Below are 22,591 nucleotides of genomic sequence, written 5' to 3'. Positions count from 1 at the left end.
ACGGAGCGGTCATGCCGGACTGAGACGACCGGACCACGCCATGGCGAAACGTATCACGCAGACCAGACGAACCGCCTCGAGCCCTCCCGCACGTCTCTCCCGCACCGCTTCCCGACCATCCACCGCGCTGCAACGCGAGCAGGCCGCGCGCCTGCGTGCCGAGCGGGCGCTTCAGCGTGTCTCCAAAGAATTGCAGCGCCGCGTCGAAGAACTGCAACGGGCCAAAGATGCCGCCGATGTGGCCAACCGTGCCAAGAGCGAGTTCCTGGCCAGCATGAGCCACGAGATCCGAACCCCGATGAATGCCATCATCGGCATGGCCGATCTCCTGTGGGAAACCACCCTCACTCCGGAACAACGGAAATATTTGCGCATCTTTCGCCGCGCCGGAGCCAGTCTGCTGAGCCTGATCAACGACATCCTCGACCTCTCGAAAGTCGAATCAGGCCGCCTGGACCTGGACTCGATCGACTTCGACCTGTCCGAGCTGATCGACAAAACCAGTGAAATGCTGGCCTTGCGTGCCAACGAGAAAGGCCTCGAACTCGTCTGCCACCTCGCCAACGATGTCCCCTGCCATCTCATCGGCGATCCCAACCGTCTCTACCAAATCCTGCTCAATCTGCTGGGCAACGCGATCAAATTCACGGAGAAGGGCTCGGTGGTCATGAGTATCACCAACGATCCCGAGCTTCGAACGCCGGGCGCGATTCGATTCTCGATCAGCGATACGGGCATCGGCGTCCCGCACGACAAGATCAAAGCCATCTTCGACACGTTCACGCAAGCGCACAGCACGATTGCCCGCCAGTACGGCGGCACGGGGCTGGGCTTGTCGATCTCGCAACAGCTGGCAGCCCTCATGGGCGGCCGGATCTGGGTGGAAAGCACCCTCGGCGAAGGCAGCACGTTCCACTGCGTGGTCCAGCTTGGCGTGCAAACAGCCCCGCCGCCATCGAAAGTGTCGGGCACGATGAACCTGGCCGGACTCCGCTGCCTGGTCGTGGACGATTACCCGACCAATCGGCTGATCCTGCGCGAAACCCTGTTCGGGTGGGGTGCGACCGTGGTGGAAGCCGACAGCGGCGAGCAGGCCATGGAGGCCTTGGAAGTCTCGCTGAAGTCCGACGCCCCGTTCACCCTGCTCCTGCTCGATTGCCGGATGCCCGGAATGGACGGGTTTGAGGTCATCGAACGCATCCATGCCGATCCGAGGCTGAGCAACCTCACGATCATCATGCTTGCCTCCGACCGGTGGGCCGACGACATCGCCAAGACCTACGACCTCGGCCTGGGCGGCTACCTGGTCAAACCGATTCGACGCTCCGACCTTCAGCAAACCATCAGCATCGCATTGGGTCGCAGTAAGAGTGGCTTCTCACCTTCTCCGCAAGGCGCCGCTCCCCCGGTCACACCCCAAGGACGATCCCTGCGGATCTTGCTGGTGGAGGATTCGCCGGACAATCAGGTGTTGATCCAGTCCTATCTGAAGAACACCATCCATCGAGTGGATCTGGCCGATAACGGGCAGATCGGCGTCGCAAAATTTCAAAACGGGCACTATGACCTCATCCTCATGGATATGCAGATGCCGGTCATGGACGGCTTGACCGCGACACGAACCATTCGGCGTTGGGAGCAGGAACAAGGTCTTCCCGCAGTTCAAATCATTGCCCTCACGGCCCTGGCACTCAAAGAAGAATCGGCAAGGATCTTCGAAGCCGGCTGCAATGCCCATATGACAAAGCCGCTGAAACGAACCACGCTGCTGGAATTACTCCTGGCCTATGAAAAGACGCGAGCGCAATGATGCACCATCATGCTGAACCAGGCCCCGACAAGATCCCCGTCCGTATTGATTCCAGCCTTGAAGCCATCATCCCCGGGTTCCTCGCCAACCGGCAGCGGGATCTCACCACGATCGAGTCCTGCCTGAAGCAGGGCGATCTCAACACGATTCGCATGCTTGGCCATCGCATGAAAGGCGACGGCGGCGGGTACGGTTTCGATCAGATCAGCGTGATCGGCGACCAACTTGAGCGGGCCGCCATGGCACACAATCTCTCGGCGCTACACGATCAACTCAACGGCTTGAAGGATTTCCTCGCGCGCGTCGAGATTGTCTACATCCACTGAGTTCAGTACCCGTCCCTTAGCTCTACTCCCTTCATTCGTGCGACTTGCTCTCTTCCAGACTGCTCGACCCGCTACATTGTAGACGGCACAAGCCCAAGCGTACCCAGCAACAATGCAGGCACAGCAGGAGCAGTCGCGAGGAATTCCGGCTGCGGAAGATCGTTGCGGAGATCTACCATAAGCAGAGACTGAAGATTGCGGCCAAGTATGCTGAGGAGAATTCGTGATGAGAACAGGGACAGGAAAGAAGGCTATGCGGGGGCACCCAAGGAGGTGTGTCGGGTTTGATCAGGACGGAAGGAGCTAACCGATTGGATTCGGATCGCACAGATGAGGTTTGGTGGAGGGCAGCCGCTACACCCATCGTTGGCACAAGCGGTTTCGTTTAAAATTTCAGGGGTTGCGTTTGCGGCGTAGTTGTATTGGCTGTATTTGAGCGCCAAGGTCTTGCCTTAAAAGGGCTCCAGTCGACAAGTAAACAATGTATTAGGTACTGAAACATTTCAATCCCATACACGGTTTTACAATGACTTACAAATAGGATGTCCGATATAGAACACTCATGAACAGCAGTCGTTAGGCAGGCTACCAACACCTACTTTATCGTTGCTTCAGGTCGCCGCATCATCGAATGACCAGCCGACTCGTTTCAGGATTTGAACCTGCTTCATAGGAGGTATTTCGAACCATGCGTCTGCCGCGTAGGCAATAAATTGAGTTCTGGCTCGTTCTCGACCGCCTACCGTCTCGAGATAGGCGGTCATCACCGCAGGGGTTCCTCCAAGCAGGCTAAAGTCATTCAAATAACACATCAGTCCCCACGTCCCAGACTGGCCATAGACATGCAGCTCCATGCCAGTGATATATGAAAGACCTCTAAGATTCTCTAGCACCTTTTGATCCCACACGATCCGAAAGGTATCCCCATAGTGAGGCAATGTTTCTGATTCCGTCACGATCATGCGGTCATCGCCCATCTTCATCGCCGCGCCGGCGAGCGCCGCGAATGCAGCCTCGTCCATGGCAAAAATGTGTCCAGGAACCAGAATGGTCTCCCAGGATGATTCGACAAACGGCCTTAACATGTCTGCAAGAACGAGGCTGTCTTCAGCTTGTGAGAAGACTCTGTTGTGCAGCGCGAGCAGGTCCCTGTTGAATTCGTCGCGGGGTACTGAGATCACTGATTCATTGATCATGCGTCACCTAAAACCGAAGTTTAATTGTCGGTTGACCGGGAAGCTCGAGGTCAATCGTCGGTCGATTTCCTTCTGGTGGAACTCCAGACGAGAAATCTCTGGATTTTAGTAGCCCACTTTCTTCAGTTTCGGCCATGTATACCGGACCTTTTTTGGTATCTTTTTTCTCGACCTCAGTGTTGACGGTGAGAGACTTGAAGACGCGGTCCTTCTCTTCCTTCCCCATGGGACCGGCATGCTCGTACAACTTAGAAGATTTGCTAGACTTTAACAACTTGCCCGCATTGATTACCTTCATGATCGCCTTCAAGGAAACTTTCCCAACTGCCGCCATCTGTCCGCTCAGAAGCGCTGACCCGACGACATCTTGGGCTATTTCGTTGATAATATTCCTGGTGTCTTCACCTCTAGGCGGTCCAACTCCCCAATTCGGGAGTGAGGGCGGTGGCGACGGAGGAAAGAAGTCTAAGGGCGGCAATTGAATGGGCGGAGGCAGCCGCGTGTCGTTCACGGTCACTTCACGGACTGGCACGACAGGCGGACTGTCGGGGGGAGGCGATTGTGGCGGTTGTGTCGGTGGAGTGCCAGTGCGGTCCACGCCGAAGAGATCATAAAGCCACTGCCTGATACAGTCGCTGGTATACTGATTCTCACACGTAAGATGCCCCGTTGGGTCCGTGTAATTGAAGGGACTGTTTCGCACATACGCATAGCGATTGAGGTCTTGCGGATTGAACGGATCGGGCACCACCGTATCGGGAGAAACGAATCGTCCTAACGAAGCCTCATACTGACGCGCCTCATAGTTATAGAGGTCCGTACTGGCATCCAGTTCCTGCCCGGTATACTTGTACGGCACATCCACCGCCGGCGTGACCGGTGAGCTGTTCGTGCGGGTTGCACCGTACGGAAAATACGAGAGATTCTGGACCTTTGCACCGCTCTCGTCGGTAATGACAGACGACGAGCCCAAATGGTCCTGGTGATAATAGTGGATGCCTCCGCTCGCTGGCAGCGTCGCCACGCGTTCGGACCCGGCAAAGATCATCCGCGAGCAATTGGCATTCTCGCATTCATAGAGCCGGCTGATATACCGCGTCGTCGTGCTCCCCACGACCTTCTTCACCCGCCCATTATCGCCGTCATAGACGAACGTGGTTGTCTGTCCGCCAATCGTGATCGTGAGCGGTTTGTTTTCCAGGTTGTAGGTGAATGATCGGCCCGCCCCGGCAGTCATATTCCCGTTGCCGTCGTAGCTATACGTGTTGCTGCCTGCCGTGCTCACGGCATGCGGGCGCACGCTGCTTGAGCCACTGGTGGGATAGGTATAACTGCCCACCTGTGAATTGGCCGTCAGATTCCCGATTTCGTTGTAACTATAGGTGATCGACGCCGTCGCCCCACCGCTCCCATATGGGCCTTCGGCCTCAGTCAGCCGGTCCAAACTATCGTAGGTCATGGCCTGGTCCCCGACCCCGCCTGCGACCGTATGGTCCGCAATGGTGGTGAGATTCCCATCCGCCGTGTAGGCATACTGCAGATCTTGATAGACCGTGCCGCTGTTGCTGTTGGTCACCAACGTGGCCGCTTGCAAGGTGACATTCCCCCATTGCGCCTCATGCATCGTCTCCACGGTCCACTTGACCGTGAGGGTCTGACCCGACGATGCAGCCCGATAGGTCAAGGTATACACGCGCGCGATGCCATCTGAACTCCCTCCCGGATCGGTGACGGAGGTGTCCACATAGGCGCTGGCACTGCTGTCGCTTAACGTGGCTTCCAGTTTGCCTTGCGCGCCCCAGACGCCGACATAGACCTTGACGGTCCGTGAGGTCGTATCGGCCGGCACCGTGATCTGGAACCCCTTATTCAAGCCATTGATGTACAGACCTGTGGGCGAATTCGTGGCGTTGGCCGTCGGCGTGCCATCTGTCCAGCTGTACCCGTTGGGGTTGGTGTCGTAGCGTGCGGCGGTGCCTCCTCCGAGAGCCGAGTAATTGCTGATCTGTGCGGTGATGCCGCTCTTGTGGTTGAAACTACTGGCGGTGGTCAGGCCCCAATGGGCCCAATCCGTCGTGCCTTCAGTCGAGAGCGTCACCGTGGCGCTGGGCGTGGCGAGACCCCCGGCGAGGGCGCCACTGACTGACCCCGTGACCAGAGTCGCTCCTTGCAGGGACACGTTCCCCCACTGAGAGTCATTCATGCCCGTCACCGTCCAGGTGAGCGTGAGGGTCTGATTGGGAGATGCCGCCTGATAGGTCAATGTATAGACGCGGTTGGTCCCATCCCCACTGCCGGAATCGTTGAAGGACGTGTCCGTGTATCCTGCCGCGCTCTGATCGCTCAGAATTGCTTCGAATTTTGCCTGCGCGCCCCACCCGCCCACATAGAGCTTCACCGTGCGAGGCGTGGTGTCGGCGGGAACCGTGAGCTGGAAGCCCTTGTTCAGCCCGACGATGTAGACGCCGGTCGGACTGTTCGTGGCACTGGACGTGGGGGTTCCACCCGTCCACGTATACGTGGTGGGATTATCGTCAAAGCGCTGGGCCGTCCCGCCGCCCACCGCAAAGAACGTGCTGATCTGCGCCGTCACGCCACTCTTGTGGTTAAAGCTGGACGCATTCGTCAACCCCCAGTGTGCCCAATCCGTGGTGCCTTCGGTGGACAGGTTGACGGCCGTTCCGGGAGCCGCCGCGCTGGCCGTCAGCACCCCCGCCGGTCCGGCTGTCTTCAGAGTGCAGAGGCGGAAATTCTGTTGGGAACAGACCGTGTTGGTGGTCTGGGCGTAGGTCTTCGTGGTGGTCACACCATTGCCATAGCGCGTCAGCCCTGCCTGACCGAGCGCATTATATTGGCTGTACTGAATATAGGTCGTCGTGCCATCGAACACCTTCTCCAACAGCGGCCCGTTGTAGGCATAACTGATCACGGTCGTCGGGCTACCGGGATAGGTCACGGTCAGGAGGCGGCCCAATCCGTCATAGGTACTCTGCGTGGTATAGGTCGTCCCATCCAGGGTCTTGTCGGTCTGCGTGATCCGCCCGAGCGCATCGTAGCGAAAGACCACGGTGCCCGAGGCATCGACGACCTGCTGGAGGCGACCGTTCCGATTGTACGTGCCGCCATCGTAGGTGTAGACAACATCCCCGGCGCCGGGGGATTTTTGCGTCGTAAAATCCTTCTGCGTGCGCCGGTTGAGGGCGTCATAGCGAAACCAAAGCAACTGGCTCTTTGCATCCGTCTGCTTCGTCAGATTGCCGACGGCATCGTAGAGATAACTCCAGTCGCCCATGTCCGGGTCATGCATGGCCGTCTTGCGGCTCAGGGTGTCGTAGGTCATGGTCGTCACATTGCCCTTGGCATCGGTGACGGACAGCAGGTTGCCCAGCGTATCGTATTGATAGGTCGTCGTGGCATAGGGGCTGCCGACGGTGGTGTCACAGGTGCTGGTGGTGCCTTGGTACTCATCGACACGGACCGTCCGGCCGTAGGCATCCTTGGTCTCGCGCTTCCGGTGATTGGCCGTATCGATGGCCACCGTCACCCAGGCGCTGGTACAGGCCAAGCTCCGGGTGCCGTCTGGCAAGTCGAGGCGTGTCAGCCGACCCAACGCATCGTATTGCAGCGTGGACCAGCGACCGGTGACGGATTCGACCGTCTTGAAGTAGGGCAAGCTCCGTTTACGCACAGCGCCCCGAATGTCATATTCCAGTTCCGTCACAATCGTGGCACTGTCCGGCCCGCTGGACTCTGTCTTCACTGAGCGACCCAGACCATCGAAGTAGTTCGCGCTGGTCAAGGCCGTCGTCACGCCGGCACCGGAACTGCTGGTCAGCACATGCTGGGTGCCGACGGAAAACCCGGAGCCATAGTTGTAGGTGGTCGTTGTCACGAGCCCGTCTGGCGCCGTGGTCTTCGTCAGGCGGCTCAGCGTGTCATATTCATAGGCCACCGTCTGGCTGTTGGCGTCCGTGACGCTCTTGACCTGTCCGAAGACCCCGTTCGTGAGACCTTGACCGCCAACGCCATAATACTGAGTCGTCGTGACCTGGCTCAGCGCATTGGTCGCCGTGGTGGGAAAGGTGTTGGTCGCGTCATAGGTGAGCGTGGTGGTGTTGCCGTTCGCATCCCGCGTACAGGCGAGATTGCCATAGGCATCATAGGCCATCCGGGTTTCGGGATTCGTCCCGCCGTTGAGCCATCGCACGGTGCGGGTCAGATGTCCCTTGGTCGGCGTCTGGTTGGTCGAGGCGGTGGTACAACTCGTCGTGCCGTCATAATAGAACGTGGATTGAGCCACCTGTGGACTGAGCCCGATACCTTGATAAACCGTCTCACTGGTCGGAAAGCCGAGCAGCCAATCGGTCGTGTTATTGCCGAATGTCCGTACGACGGTTCGATCGTCACTGGTCGTGCTCAAATCACCAGACTGGTCTTCGCGCAGAACATTGCCATAGGCGTCATAGTCGGCATAGACCGTCCGGGTTTGTTTGGCCCCGTTATCCAGCGACCCATCCACCTGGGCCACCGGCGTAAAGTAGGGGGCGGCGCTGTCGCTGTCGGCCACATAGGCCGTGGTCGTATTCGAAAAGATATACCCGGCTGCATCGGTGACCTTGACGCGATAGGCCAAGCCCTTGGTGTAGCCGACGGCCACATTGGGATTGTTGGTGTCCACCGCGACATCATTGCCTTGATGGAACCAGGTTTCGGTGATGGCTTGTTCGCCGCTGGGGCCGGTCGGACCGGTGACCTTGACGTAGTTGAACCCCCGCAGGTCCCGTTCGGCAATGTGATAGAACCCGCCGCTATACAGATAAGAGGTGACGGAGGAAGTCCCGGTACAGGATGATCCACTCCAGTTGTCGCAGGTCGTGAGGGAACTCACCGTCGCCAGCGGGATGGGAAGCTGGGTGTTCGTATATTGGGGCGAATAGACATAGGCAATCGTCGTCGCCCCGCCGAGTCCGTTGGTGACGGAGGTCAGCAGAAACTTACCGGGACCACTCGGCGCCACCCGCAGGTTATTGTTATCCGACTGGATATAGGTAAAGTCGGCTTTGCCGTCGCCGGTGACATCGATATAGGAGAAACTGGGTTGGCAGGTCGGGGGGCCCACACAGGAGATGCCCGCTCCACGAGTCCCCCACAGGGCGTCAGGATTGTAGTCGGCTCCGTTGGACACGACCGCACGGAGATCATTGGAATTGTCGCGGTTGTACACAAAATCCGATTTGCCATCCCCGTTCGTATCAAAATAGCCAAACGCCGGTTGGCAGTTGCTGGACCCGGCACAGGCGACTCCATAATCCTTGTCACCCCAATCTGTATCGGTGTCGAACCCGCTGCCGGTCGAGAGGAGGACACGGAACTGATTGGCATCCACGCGGTGATAGATAAAATCCGCTTTGCCGTCCCCATTGCCGTCGAAGAACCCGAAGGCGGGCACGCAATTCGACGCACCGGCACAGCCGATCCCATAGGCCCGAGATCCCCACGCCGTGTCCGTGGCAAAGGCCGTCCCGGTGGACAGCAGGGCGCGGAATTCCGTCGTCCCCGTGCGCTCGTAGACGAGATCTGTGCGGCCGTCCCCATTGAGATCGACAAAGCTAAAACTCGGCTGACAATTGGTCGCCCCGATGCAGGCAATCCCGTAGGCCTTCGTCCCCCACGCGGTATCCGTCCCAAAGCTGGTGCCGGTGGACAGGAGCACGCGCCATTCATCGGCATCCGATCGATGATAGACAAAGTCCACCTTGCCGTCCCCGTTCACGTCCGTCCAGGCAAAGCCCGGTCGGCAATTCGAGTTGCCGAGACAGGCCACGCCGTAACTCTTCGAGCCCCACGCCGTATCGGTCCCGAAGCCGGTGCCGGTGGACAGCAGCACGCGGAACTCGTCCACATCCGTACGCTGATAGATAAAATCGGCCTTGCCGTCTCCATTCACGTCCGCGAAGGTGAAGTTCGGCAGACAATTGGAGGCCCCGGCACAGGCCACGCCATAGGCCCGCGAGCCCCAGGCCGTATCGGTGCCAAAACTCGTCCCGGACGAGAGGAGGACGCGAAATTCCGTCACATCGGTCCGTTCATAGACCACATCGGCTCGGCCATCGCCGTTCACATCGGCAAAACTCACCGCCGGGCGACAGTTGGGTGTGCCGATACAATTGATCCCATAACTTCTGGTTCCCCAGACACTGTCCTCCCCCAACGCGATGGTTTCAGCTTCATAGCCTAAGCTTACCGGCGGCAACGCCGTCCCACTGGTGATCGCGTAGGAGCCATTGAAGACGGCGTCACTCCCAAACTGTTGGATCGACGCCAAGAGCGATCGTCCGGTGGTCTGGCTACTGGCGTAGGTCACCTGGTAGGCGCGCACCCGTGCGCTGTTGGCCTGCACATCGATCGATTTGAGCCGCTTCGCCGTCACAACCTTGAAGTTCGGTACATACAGCGCTTGCGTATCGGGACGGTCTTCGAGGTGAAAGGTCACCACATTGGTTGGCGTGGTGCTGCCGTTGCCGGCATAGGCCACCTCGTTCAAATAGATCTGGTTCTGGTCTTTGGTATAGCTGACGGTCAGATAATTGCCGTCCCGATCTTCCACGCGATCCAGGCCCCATTTAAAAATACGGGCCGCATCAGCCGGGTCAACGACGCGAGAGGCTGCCGTTTGCCCGAATGAATAGGTCGTGCCGGACTTGTCTGTCGCGACAAAATATTGTTGGCCATCCCCGGCGGTGAGTCGCTGGACTCGCACAAACGGGCCTTCAATTTTCAGTCGGTACTCCGTGCTGGGAGCCGGTGACGGCGCGGGCACCAGATCCCCAGCGATACCGTTCACGCCCAGGGTATAGTCGTGTGCGGCGTAATCCACCCCAAAGCGGGTTTGCCGCTCCACGGCGCCGAGGCCCAACTTCCAGCCCATCCCGACCCAATCGTTACCGCCACTGCTCTCATACGCCAAAGCGAGTGTCGGCTGCATCCCGTGGCGCCCCGGCGGCACGAGGAGCGGGACACTGGTCGTCAGCACGCCGGTGAACAGATCGGGCTGGACCGACGCGCTGATTCCCTGGATCGGCTCAGCCGTGTCCGTCTCTTTCGCCGCAACCGGCATAACGACACCTGCAAGACTGGCGCAGAGCATCACCAGAGACAACCAACGGGTGTTATGAGGCCACATAGGGAGCACTCCTCTTCGAGATGGATACGAATTTTGAATCATGAATGTGTTCTCAAATGTCTGCGTTCTCGCACTACGTAGATGCTGTTGATTACCACCAGACCTGGAATTGCCACAGCAAAATGTAAAAATGGATCGTGCTGCGTTCGAGCCAACCGCGTCAGATAAACTGCCATGCAATCCGATCAATAAGGCCTGTCAAATTTCGACTGCCAGAGACCGTTTTTTGCGCCCGCCTGACTTCTCGGGCCTTCCCCACGCGATAAGCCACACAATTCCGTGTCGTTACGGGGATGCCATGGTGTGCATTTGAATTGCAGAGTATGAGAGCCACTGTCGGGCTGACGGGGCAACAGCAGTACCTGCTTCGCCAAATAGGGCCATTCATCTCTAGCGCATGTTTTTTGGCCCTAGCGGCATATTTTTACCGAAATCACGATGACGAGGTATGCGACTACGTAGTGACCACACTCACGTCTTCCCCATAGCGTTCAAGTCTGGATGTGTTGCTCTAAAATCCAGGCGTGCTGGTTTCGCCACGTCTGGAGCGGCATGCGTGAGTGCCGTCTGCGATGAGGAGATTGTGGTGATCCTTCGATCTCGCCCCGACAGCCTCCTGACGGCGTTCTGCGTGCTGGTCTTTTCTACCGTGAACTCCTGTCCCCCAGTGTCCCCTGCTGTCCCCTAGTGTCCACGAACGGGCTCTTTCACCACCGCACGCCGATGCGTATGGTTCGGCCATGCATCGTGTGCCGCAACGCAAAGGAGACGTGATGGAACAAACCTGGTTGACCGTCGATGAGCTAGCCGCCGTCCTCAAAGTCAGTCCGAAGTCAATCCGCCGGGCGTACCGCAAGGGGGAGATTCCCGTGGATCGATTCTGTCGGTTTGTGCGCTTCGACCTCGAACGCGTGAAGGAGGCCCTGAAGGCCAAGGGGCACAGTCTGACCGGTGTCGTTTCCACGAAGAAGGAGGGACAGCGCAGCGCGACCGGCGGCGCCAGCCGGCGGCGCGCGCAGCGGCCCCGCCCCCGACTGGGTAAGACGGGGGCGTCTATCGCACAGGCCCCAAGGAGGAAGAAATGACAGGTTCTGGAGGGTTCACGCAGACCATCGATTGGTTGGCCTTCACGCTGCCAAAGGCTGACGTCGCCGAGGTGATTGCGCTAGTTGGTGGTGATTGGTTCCAGAGTGAGACCGGGTTTCGTGGCTATCCCATCGCGCAGTTCATGACGCAGGGGAAGACCGGAGTTGGGAAGTTGGGGACGGGTGCCCCTCGCAATCCGAAAGAAGTGCATGTGGATCTCTCGGCTGGGATCGTCTCCCAGTGGGACGAGACCAAGTTGAAGACCGTGCTGGCCTGGATCTTTGCCCAGAAAGGCCATGTCACGCGCATCGATGTGGCGCTGGACGACCGGGAGGCGTCTGTCGCAGTGGAGACCGTCCGCCTGGCTGTGGAGGCCGGACAATTAGTGAGCCGATCGAAGCAATTCAAAGTCATCCAAGCCTCAAATCATCGGGAGGGCGTCCGGACCGGAGAGACACTCTACTTTGGGAGCCGCGAGAGTCAAACGATGCTGCGGGTCTATGACAAGCGGCTGGAACTCCAAACCAAAGGCCGAGACGACGCGGGATTGTACGGTGTGCGCTGGGAATTGGAATTCAAGCAGGATCGGGCTCAAGCCTGCGCAAAAGCGCTCCTCACCCTCGATCCGGAAGATTGGCGGGCGTTTTTGGTTGGCGTGCTGCGTTCCTACGTCGATTTCCGCGAGACCACGCGAGAGGCCGAATCCTACGAGAAGTACCGAGCGCCGTTAGTGGGCTGGTGGAAAGCCCTCACCGAAGGCTTCATGCGATGCCGGCTCGTCGTCGAACGGATTCAGCAGCGGTTGGATGATGTGGCGGCCTGGCTCGCGAACGCCATCAGTCCCATGCTGGCGGTCGTCGTTGCCTGTCGAGGGGATCAGTTTCTGTTCGAGATGATCTATGCGGGTACCAAACGATGGACACAGAAGCACTATGCGTTGCTGAAGCAGCGTAAGCGAGGGACCCCCTATGTCCTTAGAGTTTCATAACGGGTCGTGGCGACGCATGTGTCCAGGATGTGGAACCAGAGGCTGTCGGTGCAAGTGGCTACAGGGCGCTCTGTATCTGAGCTGTACGGCATGCGATTCGGAATTCTGTTTGAAGCCAAAAGCCCGGTCCGAAGGCCGGGGCGTATGGGTCAGGCGCTTGGCTGACTCGAAATTCACTCACTATTCAGGAGGTCTCGACGATGCAAGTCAAAGCGGAGGGCGCAGTGCAGGGCTATGTGGAACGGAGGAGCCGGGAAGGCAAGGTCTACAGATCGGTGGACTTCTATGTGAAGGGCAAAGATCCGGGAGTGCTGCGTTTGGGGATTCCGGAGGATCAGATGCCATTGATCGAGGTCTGCAAGCAGGCCGAAGGCAAACAGGCCCGTGCCTCCATCGAAGTGCGGAAGTTCGAGCAGACGGGCCGCGTCTTCTTCGATTTGTCTGGATTGGAAGTCCTGAAGTAATCGCAGGGGGAGGAAGGCCAGTGGATCTCACCATTCTACTCGTGGCGGTCTTGTTACTGGCCTTCCTCGCCGGCCTTGGAGTCGGACGGTTGTGAAATTACTTTCCCTCATGACATATCTGGGTTTTGTCTGGGCCCTGCTCGTCTCACTCTGTGTCGCGCCAGGCGAATCGTTAGGCCAGACCGCGACGCAGTATTCGCGGGTGGTGGCTCAGGCCGAACGCATTGCTTATCTGGCGGCGCAACGGTCGGCGCTAGCCTCCCAAGTCGCGACCGCTGCGCTCGCGCCGTCGGTCACTTCGATGGCGGTTCGCATGGTGGCCGGTCCGGTTGGGTGGGCGGCTCTGGGGGTGAGTGCCGGCCTGGTGCTCGCCCAGATGTATTACTCACAGGCCGATCTTTCAGCGGTCAAAACTGCCGCCTCGACGCCAGGCGGGTGGCAGATCGCAAGCACGAATGCCGGCGTACAGACGTTCCCCGGCTTTGGCACGAACACGCCAGGGAATCCGGCCTATCCCAATGCGACCATTCAATTCAGCGCAACCAATGTTCCGCTGTGCGCAGTCGATACGGAATATCAGCATGATTGGGTCGTCGGGCCGTTTCAGAGTCTCAGTACGGCCGTCTTCTTTACCGGCAACTTCTTTGTGAATGGTCCGGCCGTCGGCGGATATACCTTGTATGTTTGCCATCGAACAGGCATTCCCGGCTCCACCTCACCGATTCAAGAGGGTTTGATTTCGCCGACGCAGCAGCAAGTGGCCAACTTCGTCGGAGGCCTTCCGGCCAGCGATCCGAAGTCGGTCGAGGCTCACACCAATCCTGTCGGCACCATCGGTACGACACAGCCGGCCGATACCACGATCTCCCAAGCGGTGACGCCGACCGAAATGCCGACGACCGTGAAACCGAAGCCGGTCCCTGCCGGTGATATCGTCGTGGTGGACACGGTCCCACCCCCGGCCAGTACGCCGCAGCAAAATACACAACAGCAGACGACGACCACAACCACAACGACAACACAGAATCCAGACGGCTCGACGACGCAGCACGAAGAAACCCAAGCCACGACCTCCTGTGCGGTCGGGGCACATGAAAACCGAACATTTGGGACGGTCCTGCAAGCGCATCAGACCATCTGGGCCAGCAGTGGGTTACTCGGCACATTGAATCTCTTGAAGTCGCTCACCTGGCCATCGACCTTGCCGGTGATTGCCTTACCGTCGGCCTTCTTCGGCAGCCAGCAAGTGGACTTTAATCAATGGGCCTGGTTCTTCACCGTCCTGCGCACCTTGGTGATTGCCACAGCCTCCATCGCCGCCTACCGCATCATCTTTGTGGGAGGAGGCCAGACGACATGACGGCGATTTTGACCCTCATCTATTGCTGGCTGCAGGAGTTCTTCTTCTCCCTCACGGATTGGGGCCTGGGCATCTGGGATTCTGTTCTCTCTGTGGCGGACAGCACGCTCGCCACCATCGGCACGGCAGGGCTCATCCTGCCGGTGATTCCTGATCAATACGCGTGGGTGCTGGGCGCGACGGGCATGAGTCAGGCGCTGGCCATCGTGGCGAGCGCCATGGGCACGCGATTCATTCTCCAAACCATTCCGTTTGTGCGGTGGGGCTCATGAACCAGCTCGTGATCGGGTGGGCCTATGCGTGGACGGTGATCTTGGCGCTGTGGATCTGGGTCTATCTCAGGAGTCTTCGATGATCGAACTGTATGAAGGGGTGCCAGGCTCAGGCAAGTCCTATCACGCCATCTGCGAGAAGTTCCTGCCCTGGGTGAAACAAGGCCGGCGGCTCTATATCGCGGTGGATGGCATCTATCTGGACCGGTTGTCCCTCTTCACGGGGATCGCCCTCGACACCCTCGAACAACAAATCACGATCTGGAAGGACTCCGTCGAGGTCCTCCAAGCCTTTCCCCATGTCGAACCCGGCTCGGCCGTGATTATCGATGAAGCGCAAACCGTCTTTCGGTCCATGCAGAAGGTGGAACCGGGTCTCCTGCGTTGGCTCGAAACGCATCGGCACTATGGCGTGGATATCCTGCTCATGAGTCAGGACTTCCGGCAGATGTCGCAAGGAGTCACACGGCTCATCGAAGCGACCGTGAAGTTTCGGAAGCTGGCTTTCGTGGGCCTGTCGAAAAAGTATCAGGGCAAGGTGCGTGGGAATCCGGAGGACCACGAGGTGATCCGGGCTTTCGTCGGCACCTATTCCCCGGCCATCTACGCGTATTATTCGAGTTACGCGTCAGCAGCCATTCGAGAAGAGAAACGCAGTCATACCGTCTTCAAGTCGGCGCGGGTGGCGATCGGAATCGCGGCTGGGCTGTTTGCTCTGACGCTCATGGTTTGGCGGCCTTGGTCGTCCCTGGGCTCCACGAAGCCGACTCCCGCCGGATCACCGTCTGTGCCGTCCATCGCGTCGGGGCCATCGGTTCAAGGCTCGGGCACCCTGCTCAATCCCTTGGGCCTGGCTCCGTCACCTCCTGCGGCTCCGGTTCCACCGAGACGACCGGTCCGGATTCTTGGCGGTGCCGGAATGAGCAAGGACCGTCAAGGCTGGCGGTATCTCTTGGACAGCGGCGAGATCCTGACCGCCGCGCAGATTACCGGGCGCTATGGCCTGTCGGTCTCCGAAGTGTACGAAGAAGGATCGATGCGACTGATTGGCGAAGGAGTGTTCTATGGACCTGCCGGCGATTGAGGCGATGACCTATTTCACGGCCATTTTTTGGCTCGGCGGTTTTGCCGTCGGCCTGATCATCAAGTTGATTCTGCCTCAGACTTACTGAGGCGCTCGTCCGCCGGCGAGTCATCCGGTGGCGTGGGTGGACGGAACCACCACCAGCACAAGGAGGTGCCGTATGAAGGGATGGGGTTGGGTGAAAGGGCTCGGGGGGCTGCTCATGGCGTTTGTGTTCGCCTTGGGTGTCCCGGCGCTCTCACAGGCGCAGTTGTTTCCGGTGTCGGCGGATGTGGCCACGGTGCGGGCCGATCTGCTCTTGTGGGCCACGGCCTTGATTGGCGTGGCGTTGGCGATTTACGCCTTTAAGCGCGTACGCGCGATTGTGGGCTAGCGAGCCCATCGAGGCAGGCTGGCAGCAGCCTGCCTCTTTTTTCATCCAGAAACGAGAACAGGCTGAGAGCGATGACAATGAGGAGGCAGAATGACGGCGCAACAGATTCAAACGATCGGCAATGCACTGGCTGTGGACCTGGTCGCCTGGGGCACGGCCGCGATCGGGCTCGCGCTGGTGGCCGCCGGGGCCGCCTGGGTATTGCGGCTCCTGCGCTAAGCGCCGGGCCAGCCCTGGTCGGCAAAGCTGTAGTAGTGTTCTTCGGCCAGAATCAGATGGTCGAGGAGGGTGATGCCGAAGAGTTCGCCAGCTTCACGCAGCCGTTTGGTCAAGATGCGATCTTCGGGGCTCGGCGCGATGTCACTGGAGGGGTGGTTGTGGGCGCAGATCCAGGCACCGGCATTCATCAAGATGAGCGGCTTGAAGACCTCGCGAGGATGGACGATGGTCAGATTGAGCGAGCCAGTGGAGACCACATTGATCCCGATCAGACCATGTTTCGCATCGAGACCACAGATGAGGAACTGTTCCCGATCCAGACCGGCAAACAACGGCCGGAGGATCGCCGCAGCGCCTTCCGACGTATGCACCGATTCCGCAGCTGGAATGGCACGGCCCTCGCGCACGAGGGTCACACGGTACCGAGGGATTCCGTATTTGCGAACCGGTTTCAGTGGCTGTACACCGTTCGAGGAACCGAGAGAGCTATCAACGGACATGTCCGCCTCCTTCTGAAATTATGTTCTAGCCCCACCCTTCACCAACCAAGGGTGGGGCGTAACGAAGGAGGCGGCACGGGGCTCTCGCAGCGGGCAGGCCTGGAGGGGCGGAGACCGGCACGGAGGGGACCGGGAAGGCCTGCTCCGCTGCTCCCCGGCCCCGAGTCGTACCCATTGGGGGCTCAATCTTCGTCCTAAGCCGACGGAACGGCGGGCGCTTCAGTCGGGGGGATGGTGGTGTCGTGAGACTCTCCCTGGTACGACAAGATCAGGAGTAACAGTTCAGTTGGAACCCACAAGCCCAAAACTGCTCATCAATACAAGGGAAAGCGTAGGCCACTCAGATTCTGGCAATTCCCCCCTCTCCCCTCGCCTACGCAACGAAATATCTGCAATTCTTGCGGAGGCACTTCTCGCTGATCTTCAATCACTTAGCCGATTTACGGTTAGTTCCCCTCCCCATACCAACCGTAAATTGAAGTTGACTTCATCAGACAGAAACGAATAATCCCTGAGCTCTGGAATAGTCACCTAGTGGGTATGAACCTCAAGGTGAGCGGGTGATGAAGGAGGCTGAGATGATTGCGGCAATCTACGCCAGGAAATCCACGGAACAGGTCGGATTTAACGATGAGGAGAAATCGGTTACTCGGCAGATTCAGCACGCAACGGAGTTTGCCGTCCGAAAGGGTTGGACGGTTGCGCAGGAACATATCTATTCTGATGACGGCATATCCGGCGCAGAATTCCTCAAGCGGCAGGGTTTCCTAAGATTGATGAATGCGCTTAAGCCTCGTCCAGCGTTCCAAGTGCTGATCATGAGCGAAGAGTCTCGATTGGGCCGTGAGGCTATCCAATCGAGCTATGCCTTCAAGCAAATCATCGATAGCGGCGTGCGGATATTCTTCTATCTTACTGACCAAGAACGAAAGCTTGATAATGCCCTCGACAAGGTGATGCTTAGCCTGACGAACTTCTCGGCAGAAATGGAGCGAGAAAAAGCGAGCCAGCGTACCTATGATGCCATGCTCCGAAAAGCCAAAGCTCTCCACGTCACGGGCAACAAGGTTTTCGGCTACGATAACGTCCCCGTCTACAGCAGCCAAGCGAACAATGATGGTACCCCGCACCGACAGCACGTTGTTAGAAGGATCAATACCGAACAAGCTAAAACAGTCGTGCGAATATTCGAAATGTACGCATCAGGCTTTGGTCTGGCAAGCATCGCTAAGGCGTTAAACGAGGATCGCGTCTCGCCTCCTCACGGTGGGAATCTTGGCTGGTGCCCAACAGCGCTTCGGGACATTCTCCAACGTGACCTTTATCGAGGTATGGTCCTCTGGAATAGAACCCAAGCAATTCAACTCGGCGGAACGCGGAAGCAACGAAAGCGTCCTCAATCGGAATGGCTTCGTATCGACGCACCAGAATTGAGGATCATCTCCTCCATGCTGTGGGAGCAGGTTGAACAGCGTAGAACACAAAATAGGAATGCCTATCTGCGCGGGGAAGGTGGTCGCCTCATTTCACGACCTACCGGCGAAGATCACCGGTCTTCCTATCTACTCAGCAGCATTGCAAAGTGCATCGTATGTGGTGGTTCGATCGTGGCAATAAAGCGAACTGCGAAACAACGCTATGACCGCACCGTGTATCGCTGTGCCTACCACCACAAACGAGGTCATACCGTCTGCAGTAACAACGTGGAAGTCCGCCAGGATATTCTCGACTCAGCCATCCTGCACGCTATAAACAACATGCTAGACGATCAGGTCCTGGAAGCCTCCGTTGCGGAGGCCTTGGAGCGAATTAGGAAAGAACAGAAGAAGCTACCTGACGAACGCGTCACTATTGAACGGGAACTCTCTTTAATTGAAACACGACTGCATCACCTGGTGGAACATATAGCGAATGGCAAGGCAACAGATGCCATTGACGCATCACTCCGCCAGGAGGAGGCTAGGAAGAAGACGTTGCTAGGGGAATTGACGAGACTGGACCAGCTTGCCCAAATGGCTTACGTGAACGAGAAGCAGCTGGTCAAGGAATTGAGAACCCGCTTAGGAGATATCCCTGGTTTGCTCACCCGACAGGTTCCGCTCGCGCGCCAGATGCTCAGGAAACTGCTTGACGGTCACATTTCATGCGAGCCCGTCGAGGAGGGCGGGAAGCGAGGCTATCGATTCACTGCCACGGGAACATTCGACCGTTTACTGACTGGCGTGAAGGTTATCAATCAAAGTGGTGGAGGGCAGGGGAGTTGAACCCCCGACCCCTACGTTGCGAACGTAGTGCTCTCCCAACTGAGCTAGCCCCCCACAACTCTCACGCGGCATTATACACAACCGGAGCCCGGGTCTCCATACGAAGTTACAGATCGGCGCAAGACTTTATCCGGGGTTGTGAAATCCTGTCGCCACCGGTCCTGCCTCCGCCACCGATACCCGCCGTCCCTCCACGCGCAATTTGCCTTCCGCATAGAGTTGAATCGCGCGAGGATAGATCCGGTGTTCCTGTTCCAGGATGCGAGTCGCCAGAGTATCCGGCGTATCTCCTTCGAGGATCGGCACGGCCGCCTGAATGATGATCGGCCCCTCGTCGACCCCTTCGGTCACGAAGTGCACGGTGCAACCGGCGATTTTGCATCCGTGGTCGATGGCTTTTTTCTGCACATCCAGACCAGGGAACGACGGAAGCAGGGACGGATGAATGTTCATCATCCGGTTCTCGTAGGCCGAGATCAGCACGGTCGTGACGATCTTCATGTACCCGGCCAGGAGCACGAGATCCACTTCGTGTTTCTGCAACACCTCAAATACCGCTTTATCGTAGGCCTCGCGACTGTCCGGACGGCCGGCATAGGGCTTCGGATCGAGCCAGACTGCCGGCGCGCCATGCTTTCGCGCCCGCTCCAGCCCGCCGGCATCCTGCTTATTACTGAGCACGACCGCGATTTCAGCCGACAGAGTCCCCGCCTCGATGGCATCGATGATTGCCTGCAGATTCGATCCCCGGCCGGAGACGAGCACACCGAGCCGCACTAATCGAGGCGACTTACCCGACATATTCGACCACACCCTCGTCCGTGGACTGCGCCATCATGTCGCCGATGTAATAGGCCCGGTCGCCTAATTCGACGGCCTTGGCAATCACTCTATCGACATGTTCCGGAGCCACGACCAGAATCAGCCCGATGCCCATATTGAAGACGCGGTACATCTCGCTCAGATCCACGCTCCCGCGTTCCTGAATCGTCTGAAAAATCGGCAGCACCGGCCATGAGCCTCGTCGAATGCGCGCCCCACAGCGGGCCGGAAAGACGCGTGGCAGATTCTCGGTGATTCCACCGCCGGTGATGTGCGCGATCCCCTTGATCGGGCAAGCCTCGGCCAACGAAAGCACCTGTTTGGCATAAATCCGCGTCGGCGTCAGCAGGGTCTCACCCAGCGCACCGCCGAGTTCCGGCATCACACTCTCGACCGTCAGTCGACTTTTCTCAAACAACACCTTGCGCACCAGCGAAAAGCCGTTGCTGTGGACACCGGTTGAGGCCAACCCGATCACGGCATCCCCGGGAACAATCTGCCGGCCGTCGATCATCTTCGGGCGATCGACTACCCCCACAGCAAAACCGGCCAGGTCGTACTCGCCTTCCGCATAGAACGAGGGCATCTCGGCGGTTTCTCCGCCGATGAGGGCGCAGCCGGCCTGGCGGCAACCGTCGGAAATCCCGCGAACCACGGCTTCTGCCGTCTTCAATGACAATTTCCCGGTCGCAAAGTAGTCGAGAAAGAAGAGCGGTTCTGCGCCGCTGACGGCAATATCGTTGACACACATCGCCACCAGGTCGATCCCGACCGAGTCGTGTTTGTCCATGAGAAAGGCGATTTTGAGTTTGGTCCCGACTCCGTCGGTGCCCGAGACGAGCACCGGATCCTGGTAGCGATTCGCCTGGAATCGGAACAGGCCTCCGAAGCCGCCCAGATCGGTCATCACTTCCGGGCGAAAGGTCGCCCGAACATGCGGCTTGATCCGCTCGACGAATTCATCGCCGGCATCGATATCGACACCGGCATCACGATAGGTAGTCATTGGGGCCGCATCTTAACGAGCTGACTGATAGCGGGTCAACAATTAGTCTCACGCGTTCACACCCTTCGTGTGACTCTCAACGGTCAAACTACAGGGGCTGCTCAAACAGGTCATCCAACAAGGCCGCAGGCGAGAAAGAACCGGAGGCGTACCCTCTGGGGTAGGTTGAGGATCGATTCGAGCCGAGAACGATGTTGGGGACCTGTTTCAGCAGCCCGGCTACATCTCGGGCCGCATCTCGACATCGAGCAACTTAATCTTGCGATGCAAGTGGCTGCGCTCGATCTGCAGATCTTCAGCCGTGCGGGAGATGTTCCAATGATGTTCACGCAACTTGCGGGCGATAAATTCCTTTTCAAACGCATTGCGGGCATCGCGAAGCGAGTCGTAGTGCCTCGTCAAGAGGGAATTCGGCGCCTGCGCCCCGGCCGCCTGCTGCGTAGCGGACAGCTGAGGACGCACCTGCAACGCCACCGACGCATGCGAGGCCTCAATGACCGGCCCTGGCACCATGATCATGAGCCGCTCGATCAGGTTACGCAATTCGCGAATGTTGCCCGGCCATTCATACTGCATGAACACCTCCATGGCCTCCGGCGAGACTTGCTTGATCTTCAAGCCCTGCTCCTCGGCATGCACATGGAGGAAATGTTTCACGAGCAGCGGGATATCCTCACGGCGATCCCGCAAGGTCGGCACCACGATCGGTACCACGTTGAGCCGGTAAAACAGGTCCTCCCGGAACGTGCCCTTCTCGATTTCCTTCAGCAGATCCTTGTTGGACGCCGCCAGGACCCGTACATCGACCTTGATCAGTTTGGTCCCGCCGACCCGCGTAAATTGCTGCTCTTGAAGGGCGCGCAAGACCTTGGCCTGGGTGCTCAGACTCATATCCGCAATTTCGTCCAGGAACAGGGTCCCGCCGTCGGCCTGTTCGAACTGACCCCGCTTCATCGTTGTGGCGCCGCTGAAGGACCCGCGTTCGTGCCCGAACAATTCGCTCTCGATCAAGGTTTCAGGGATGGCGGCGCAGTTCACCGCCACAAACGGGCGGTTCGCCCTGGCGCTGTGCTGATGGATCGCCCTGGCGACGAGCTCCTTCCCCGTTCCGTTCTCGCCGCCGATCAGGACCCGGCTGTTCGTGGGCCCCGCCGTTTCAATAATCTGCTTGAGCTGCCGCATTGCCGGTGACTGCCCGATCAGTTCGAACTTCCGCTCCACCTTCGTGCGCAGCGTCCGATTCTCCTGCTCAAGCCGGTGCTGATCCAAGGCATGCTTGACCCGTAGCGTCACGTTTTCGAGCGAGAGCGGCTTTTCGATATAATCGTAGGCCCCGAGCTTGATGGCCTTCACCGCCGTCTCGATCGACCCGTGCCCAGACATCATCATGACCTGCGTCTGAGGCACCAGCTCCCGCAAACGCCGGAGCGTCTCCAACCCATCCATGTCGGGCATCCAGATATCCAGCATCATCAGTTCGGGAGGGCTCACGGCACAGAGCTTGAGCGCCTCGATGCCGCTCTTGGCCACGCTGACCTCATACCCTTCATCCTCCAGGATGCTGCTCAAGGAGTTCAGGATAGAGACTTCATCATCGACGATCAGAATCGAAGCAGACATGTCTTCTCCACACTACGC

At 58.5% G+C, this 22,591-nt stretch carries 16 protein-coding genes and 1 tRNA gene; 10 read left to right on the top strand and 7 right to left on the bottom strand.

The genetic code is table 11. The features are described 5' to 3' along the window. Window positions 1-40 precede the first annotated feature (40 nt). Window positions 41-1,810, top strand: a complete 1,770-nt coding sequence (locus H8K11_08895; protein ID MCS6263864.1) for a response regulator — start codon at window positions 41-43, stop codon at window positions 1,808-1,810. Beyond that, window positions 1,807-2,136, top strand: coding sequence for an Hpt domain-containing protein (locus H8K11_08890; GenBank protein MCS6263863.1), 330 nt, complete (start codon window positions 1,807-1,809; stop codon window positions 2,134-2,136). The genes H8K11_08895 and H8K11_08890 overlap by 4 nt, the downstream gene beginning before the upstream one ends. Window positions 2,137-2,747: 611 nt before the next feature. On the opposite strand, the gene H8K11_08885 is transcribed toward H8K11_08890, so the two are convergent. Beyond that, window positions 2,748-3,332 carry a hypothetical protein gene (locus tag H8K11_08885; GenBank protein ID MCS6263862.1) on the bottom strand — a complete coding sequence of 195 codons (585 nt, stop codon included), beginning with the start codon at window positions 3,330-3,332 and terminating at the stop codon, window positions 2,748-2,750. Window positions 3,333-3,339: 7 nt separating this feature from the next. Further along, window positions 3,340-10,515, bottom strand: coding sequence for a VCBS repeat-containing protein (locus tag H8K11_08880; GenBank protein MCS6263861.1), 7,176 nt, complete (start codon window positions 10,513-10,515; stop codon window positions 3,340-3,342). A gap of 773 nt (window positions 10,516-11,288) precedes the next feature. On the opposite strand from H8K11_08880, the gene H8K11_08875 reads away from it, so the two are divergent. The 7 genes from H8K11_08875 (at window position 11,289) to H8K11_08845 (ending at window position 16,142) form a co-directional block, all read left to right on the top strand. Further along, on the top strand, window positions 11,289-11,600 hold the full coding sequence (locus H8K11_08875) for a helix-turn-helix domain-containing protein (protein MCS6263860.1): 312 nt from the start codon (window positions 11,289-11,291) through the stop codon (window positions 11,598-11,600). Beyond that, window positions 11,597-12,589 carry a replication initiation factor domain-containing protein gene (locus tag H8K11_08870; protein ID MCS6263859.1) on the top strand — a complete coding sequence of 331 codons (993 nt, stop codon included), beginning with the start codon at window positions 11,597-11,599 and terminating at the stop codon, window positions 12,587-12,589. The genes H8K11_08875 and H8K11_08870 overlap by 4 nt, the downstream gene beginning before the upstream one ends. Window positions 12,590-12,789: 200 nt before the next feature. Further along, the gene (locus tag H8K11_08865) at window positions 12,790-13,053 is read left to right on the top strand and encodes a hypothetical protein (GenBank protein MCS6263858.1); all 264 of its coding nucleotides are present in this window, start codon (window positions 12,790-12,792) and stop codon (window positions 13,051-13,053) included. 109 nt (window positions 13,054-13,162) lie between these two features. Then, window positions 13,163-14,413 (top strand): hypothetical protein, encoded by a 1,251-nt coding sequence (locus H8K11_08860; GenBank protein ID MCS6263857.1) that lies wholly within the window; start codon window positions 13,163-13,165, stop codon window positions 14,411-14,413. Beyond that, complete coding sequence (locus H8K11_08855) at window positions 14,410-14,685, top strand: DUF2523 domain-containing protein (GenBank protein ID MCS6263856.1); 276 nt, start codon at window positions 14,410-14,412, stop codon at window positions 14,683-14,685. The genes H8K11_08860 and H8K11_08855 overlap by 4 nt, the downstream gene beginning before the upstream one ends. Before the next feature lie 79 nt (window positions 14,686-14,764). Beyond that, the gene (locus H8K11_08850; protein MCS6263855.1) at window positions 14,765-15,769 is read left to right on the top strand and encodes a hypothetical protein; all 1,005 of its coding nucleotides are present in this window, start codon (window positions 14,765-14,767) and stop codon (window positions 15,767-15,769) included. 160 nt (window positions 15,770-15,929) lie between these two features. Next, on the top strand, window positions 15,930-16,142 hold the full coding sequence (locus tag H8K11_08845; protein MCS6263854.1) for a hypothetical protein: 213 nt from the start codon (window positions 15,930-15,932) through the stop codon (window positions 16,140-16,142). Window positions 16,143-16,357: 215 nt separating this feature from the next. Here the strand turns inward: H8K11_08845 and H8K11_08840 are convergent, their stop codons facing one another. Further along, entirely contained in the window at window positions 16,358-16,861 is a 504-nt protein-coding gene (locus H8K11_08840) for a JAB domain-containing protein (GenBank protein MCS6263853.1), read from the bottom strand. Window positions 16,862-17,439: 578 nt separating this feature from the next. Between H8K11_08840 and H8K11_08835 the strand changes: the two genes are divergently transcribed. After that, on the top strand, window positions 17,440-19,125 hold the full coding sequence (locus H8K11_08835) for a recombinase family protein (protein ID MCS6263852.1): 1,686 nt from the start codon (window positions 17,440-17,442) through the stop codon (window positions 19,123-19,125). On the opposite strand, the gene H8K11_08830 is transcribed toward H8K11_08835, so the two are convergent. From H8K11_08830 to H8K11_08815, 4 genes are all read right to left on the bottom strand, one after another. After that, window positions 19,104-19,179 (bottom strand) — tRNA-Ala (locus tag H8K11_08830). The two genes, H8K11_08835 and H8K11_08830, sit on opposite strands and share 22 nt — an antisense overlap. A 72-nt stretch (window positions 19,180-19,251) precedes the next feature. After that, complete coding sequence (locus tag H8K11_08825; GenBank protein ID MCS6263851.1) at window positions 19,252-19,926, bottom strand: phosphoribosylglycinamide formyltransferase; 675 nt, start codon at window positions 19,924-19,926, stop codon at window positions 19,252-19,254. Continuing rightward, window positions 19,916-20,953 carry a phosphoribosylformylglycinamidine cyclo-ligase gene (locus tag H8K11_08820; GenBank protein ID MCS6263850.1) on the bottom strand — a complete coding sequence of 346 codons (1,038 nt, stop codon included), beginning with the start codon at window positions 20,951-20,953 and terminating at the stop codon, window positions 19,916-19,918. The genes H8K11_08825 and H8K11_08820 overlap by 11 nt, the downstream gene beginning before the upstream one ends. A gap of 219 nt (window positions 20,954-21,172) precedes the next feature. Further along, window positions 21,173-22,573, bottom strand: a complete 1,401-nt coding sequence (locus tag H8K11_08815; protein MCS6263849.1) for a sigma-54-dependent Fis family transcriptional regulator — start codon at window positions 22,571-22,573, stop codon at window positions 21,173-21,175. Window positions 22,574-22,591 lie beyond the last annotated feature (18 nt).

The sequence above is a fragment of the Nitrospira sp. genome, from assembly GCA_024998565.1.
Classification (GTDB): Bacteria; Nitrospirota; Nitrospiria; order Nitrospirales; family Nitrospiraceae; genus Nitrospira_A.
This window is presented reverse-complemented; position numbering and strand designations above follow the sequence as displayed.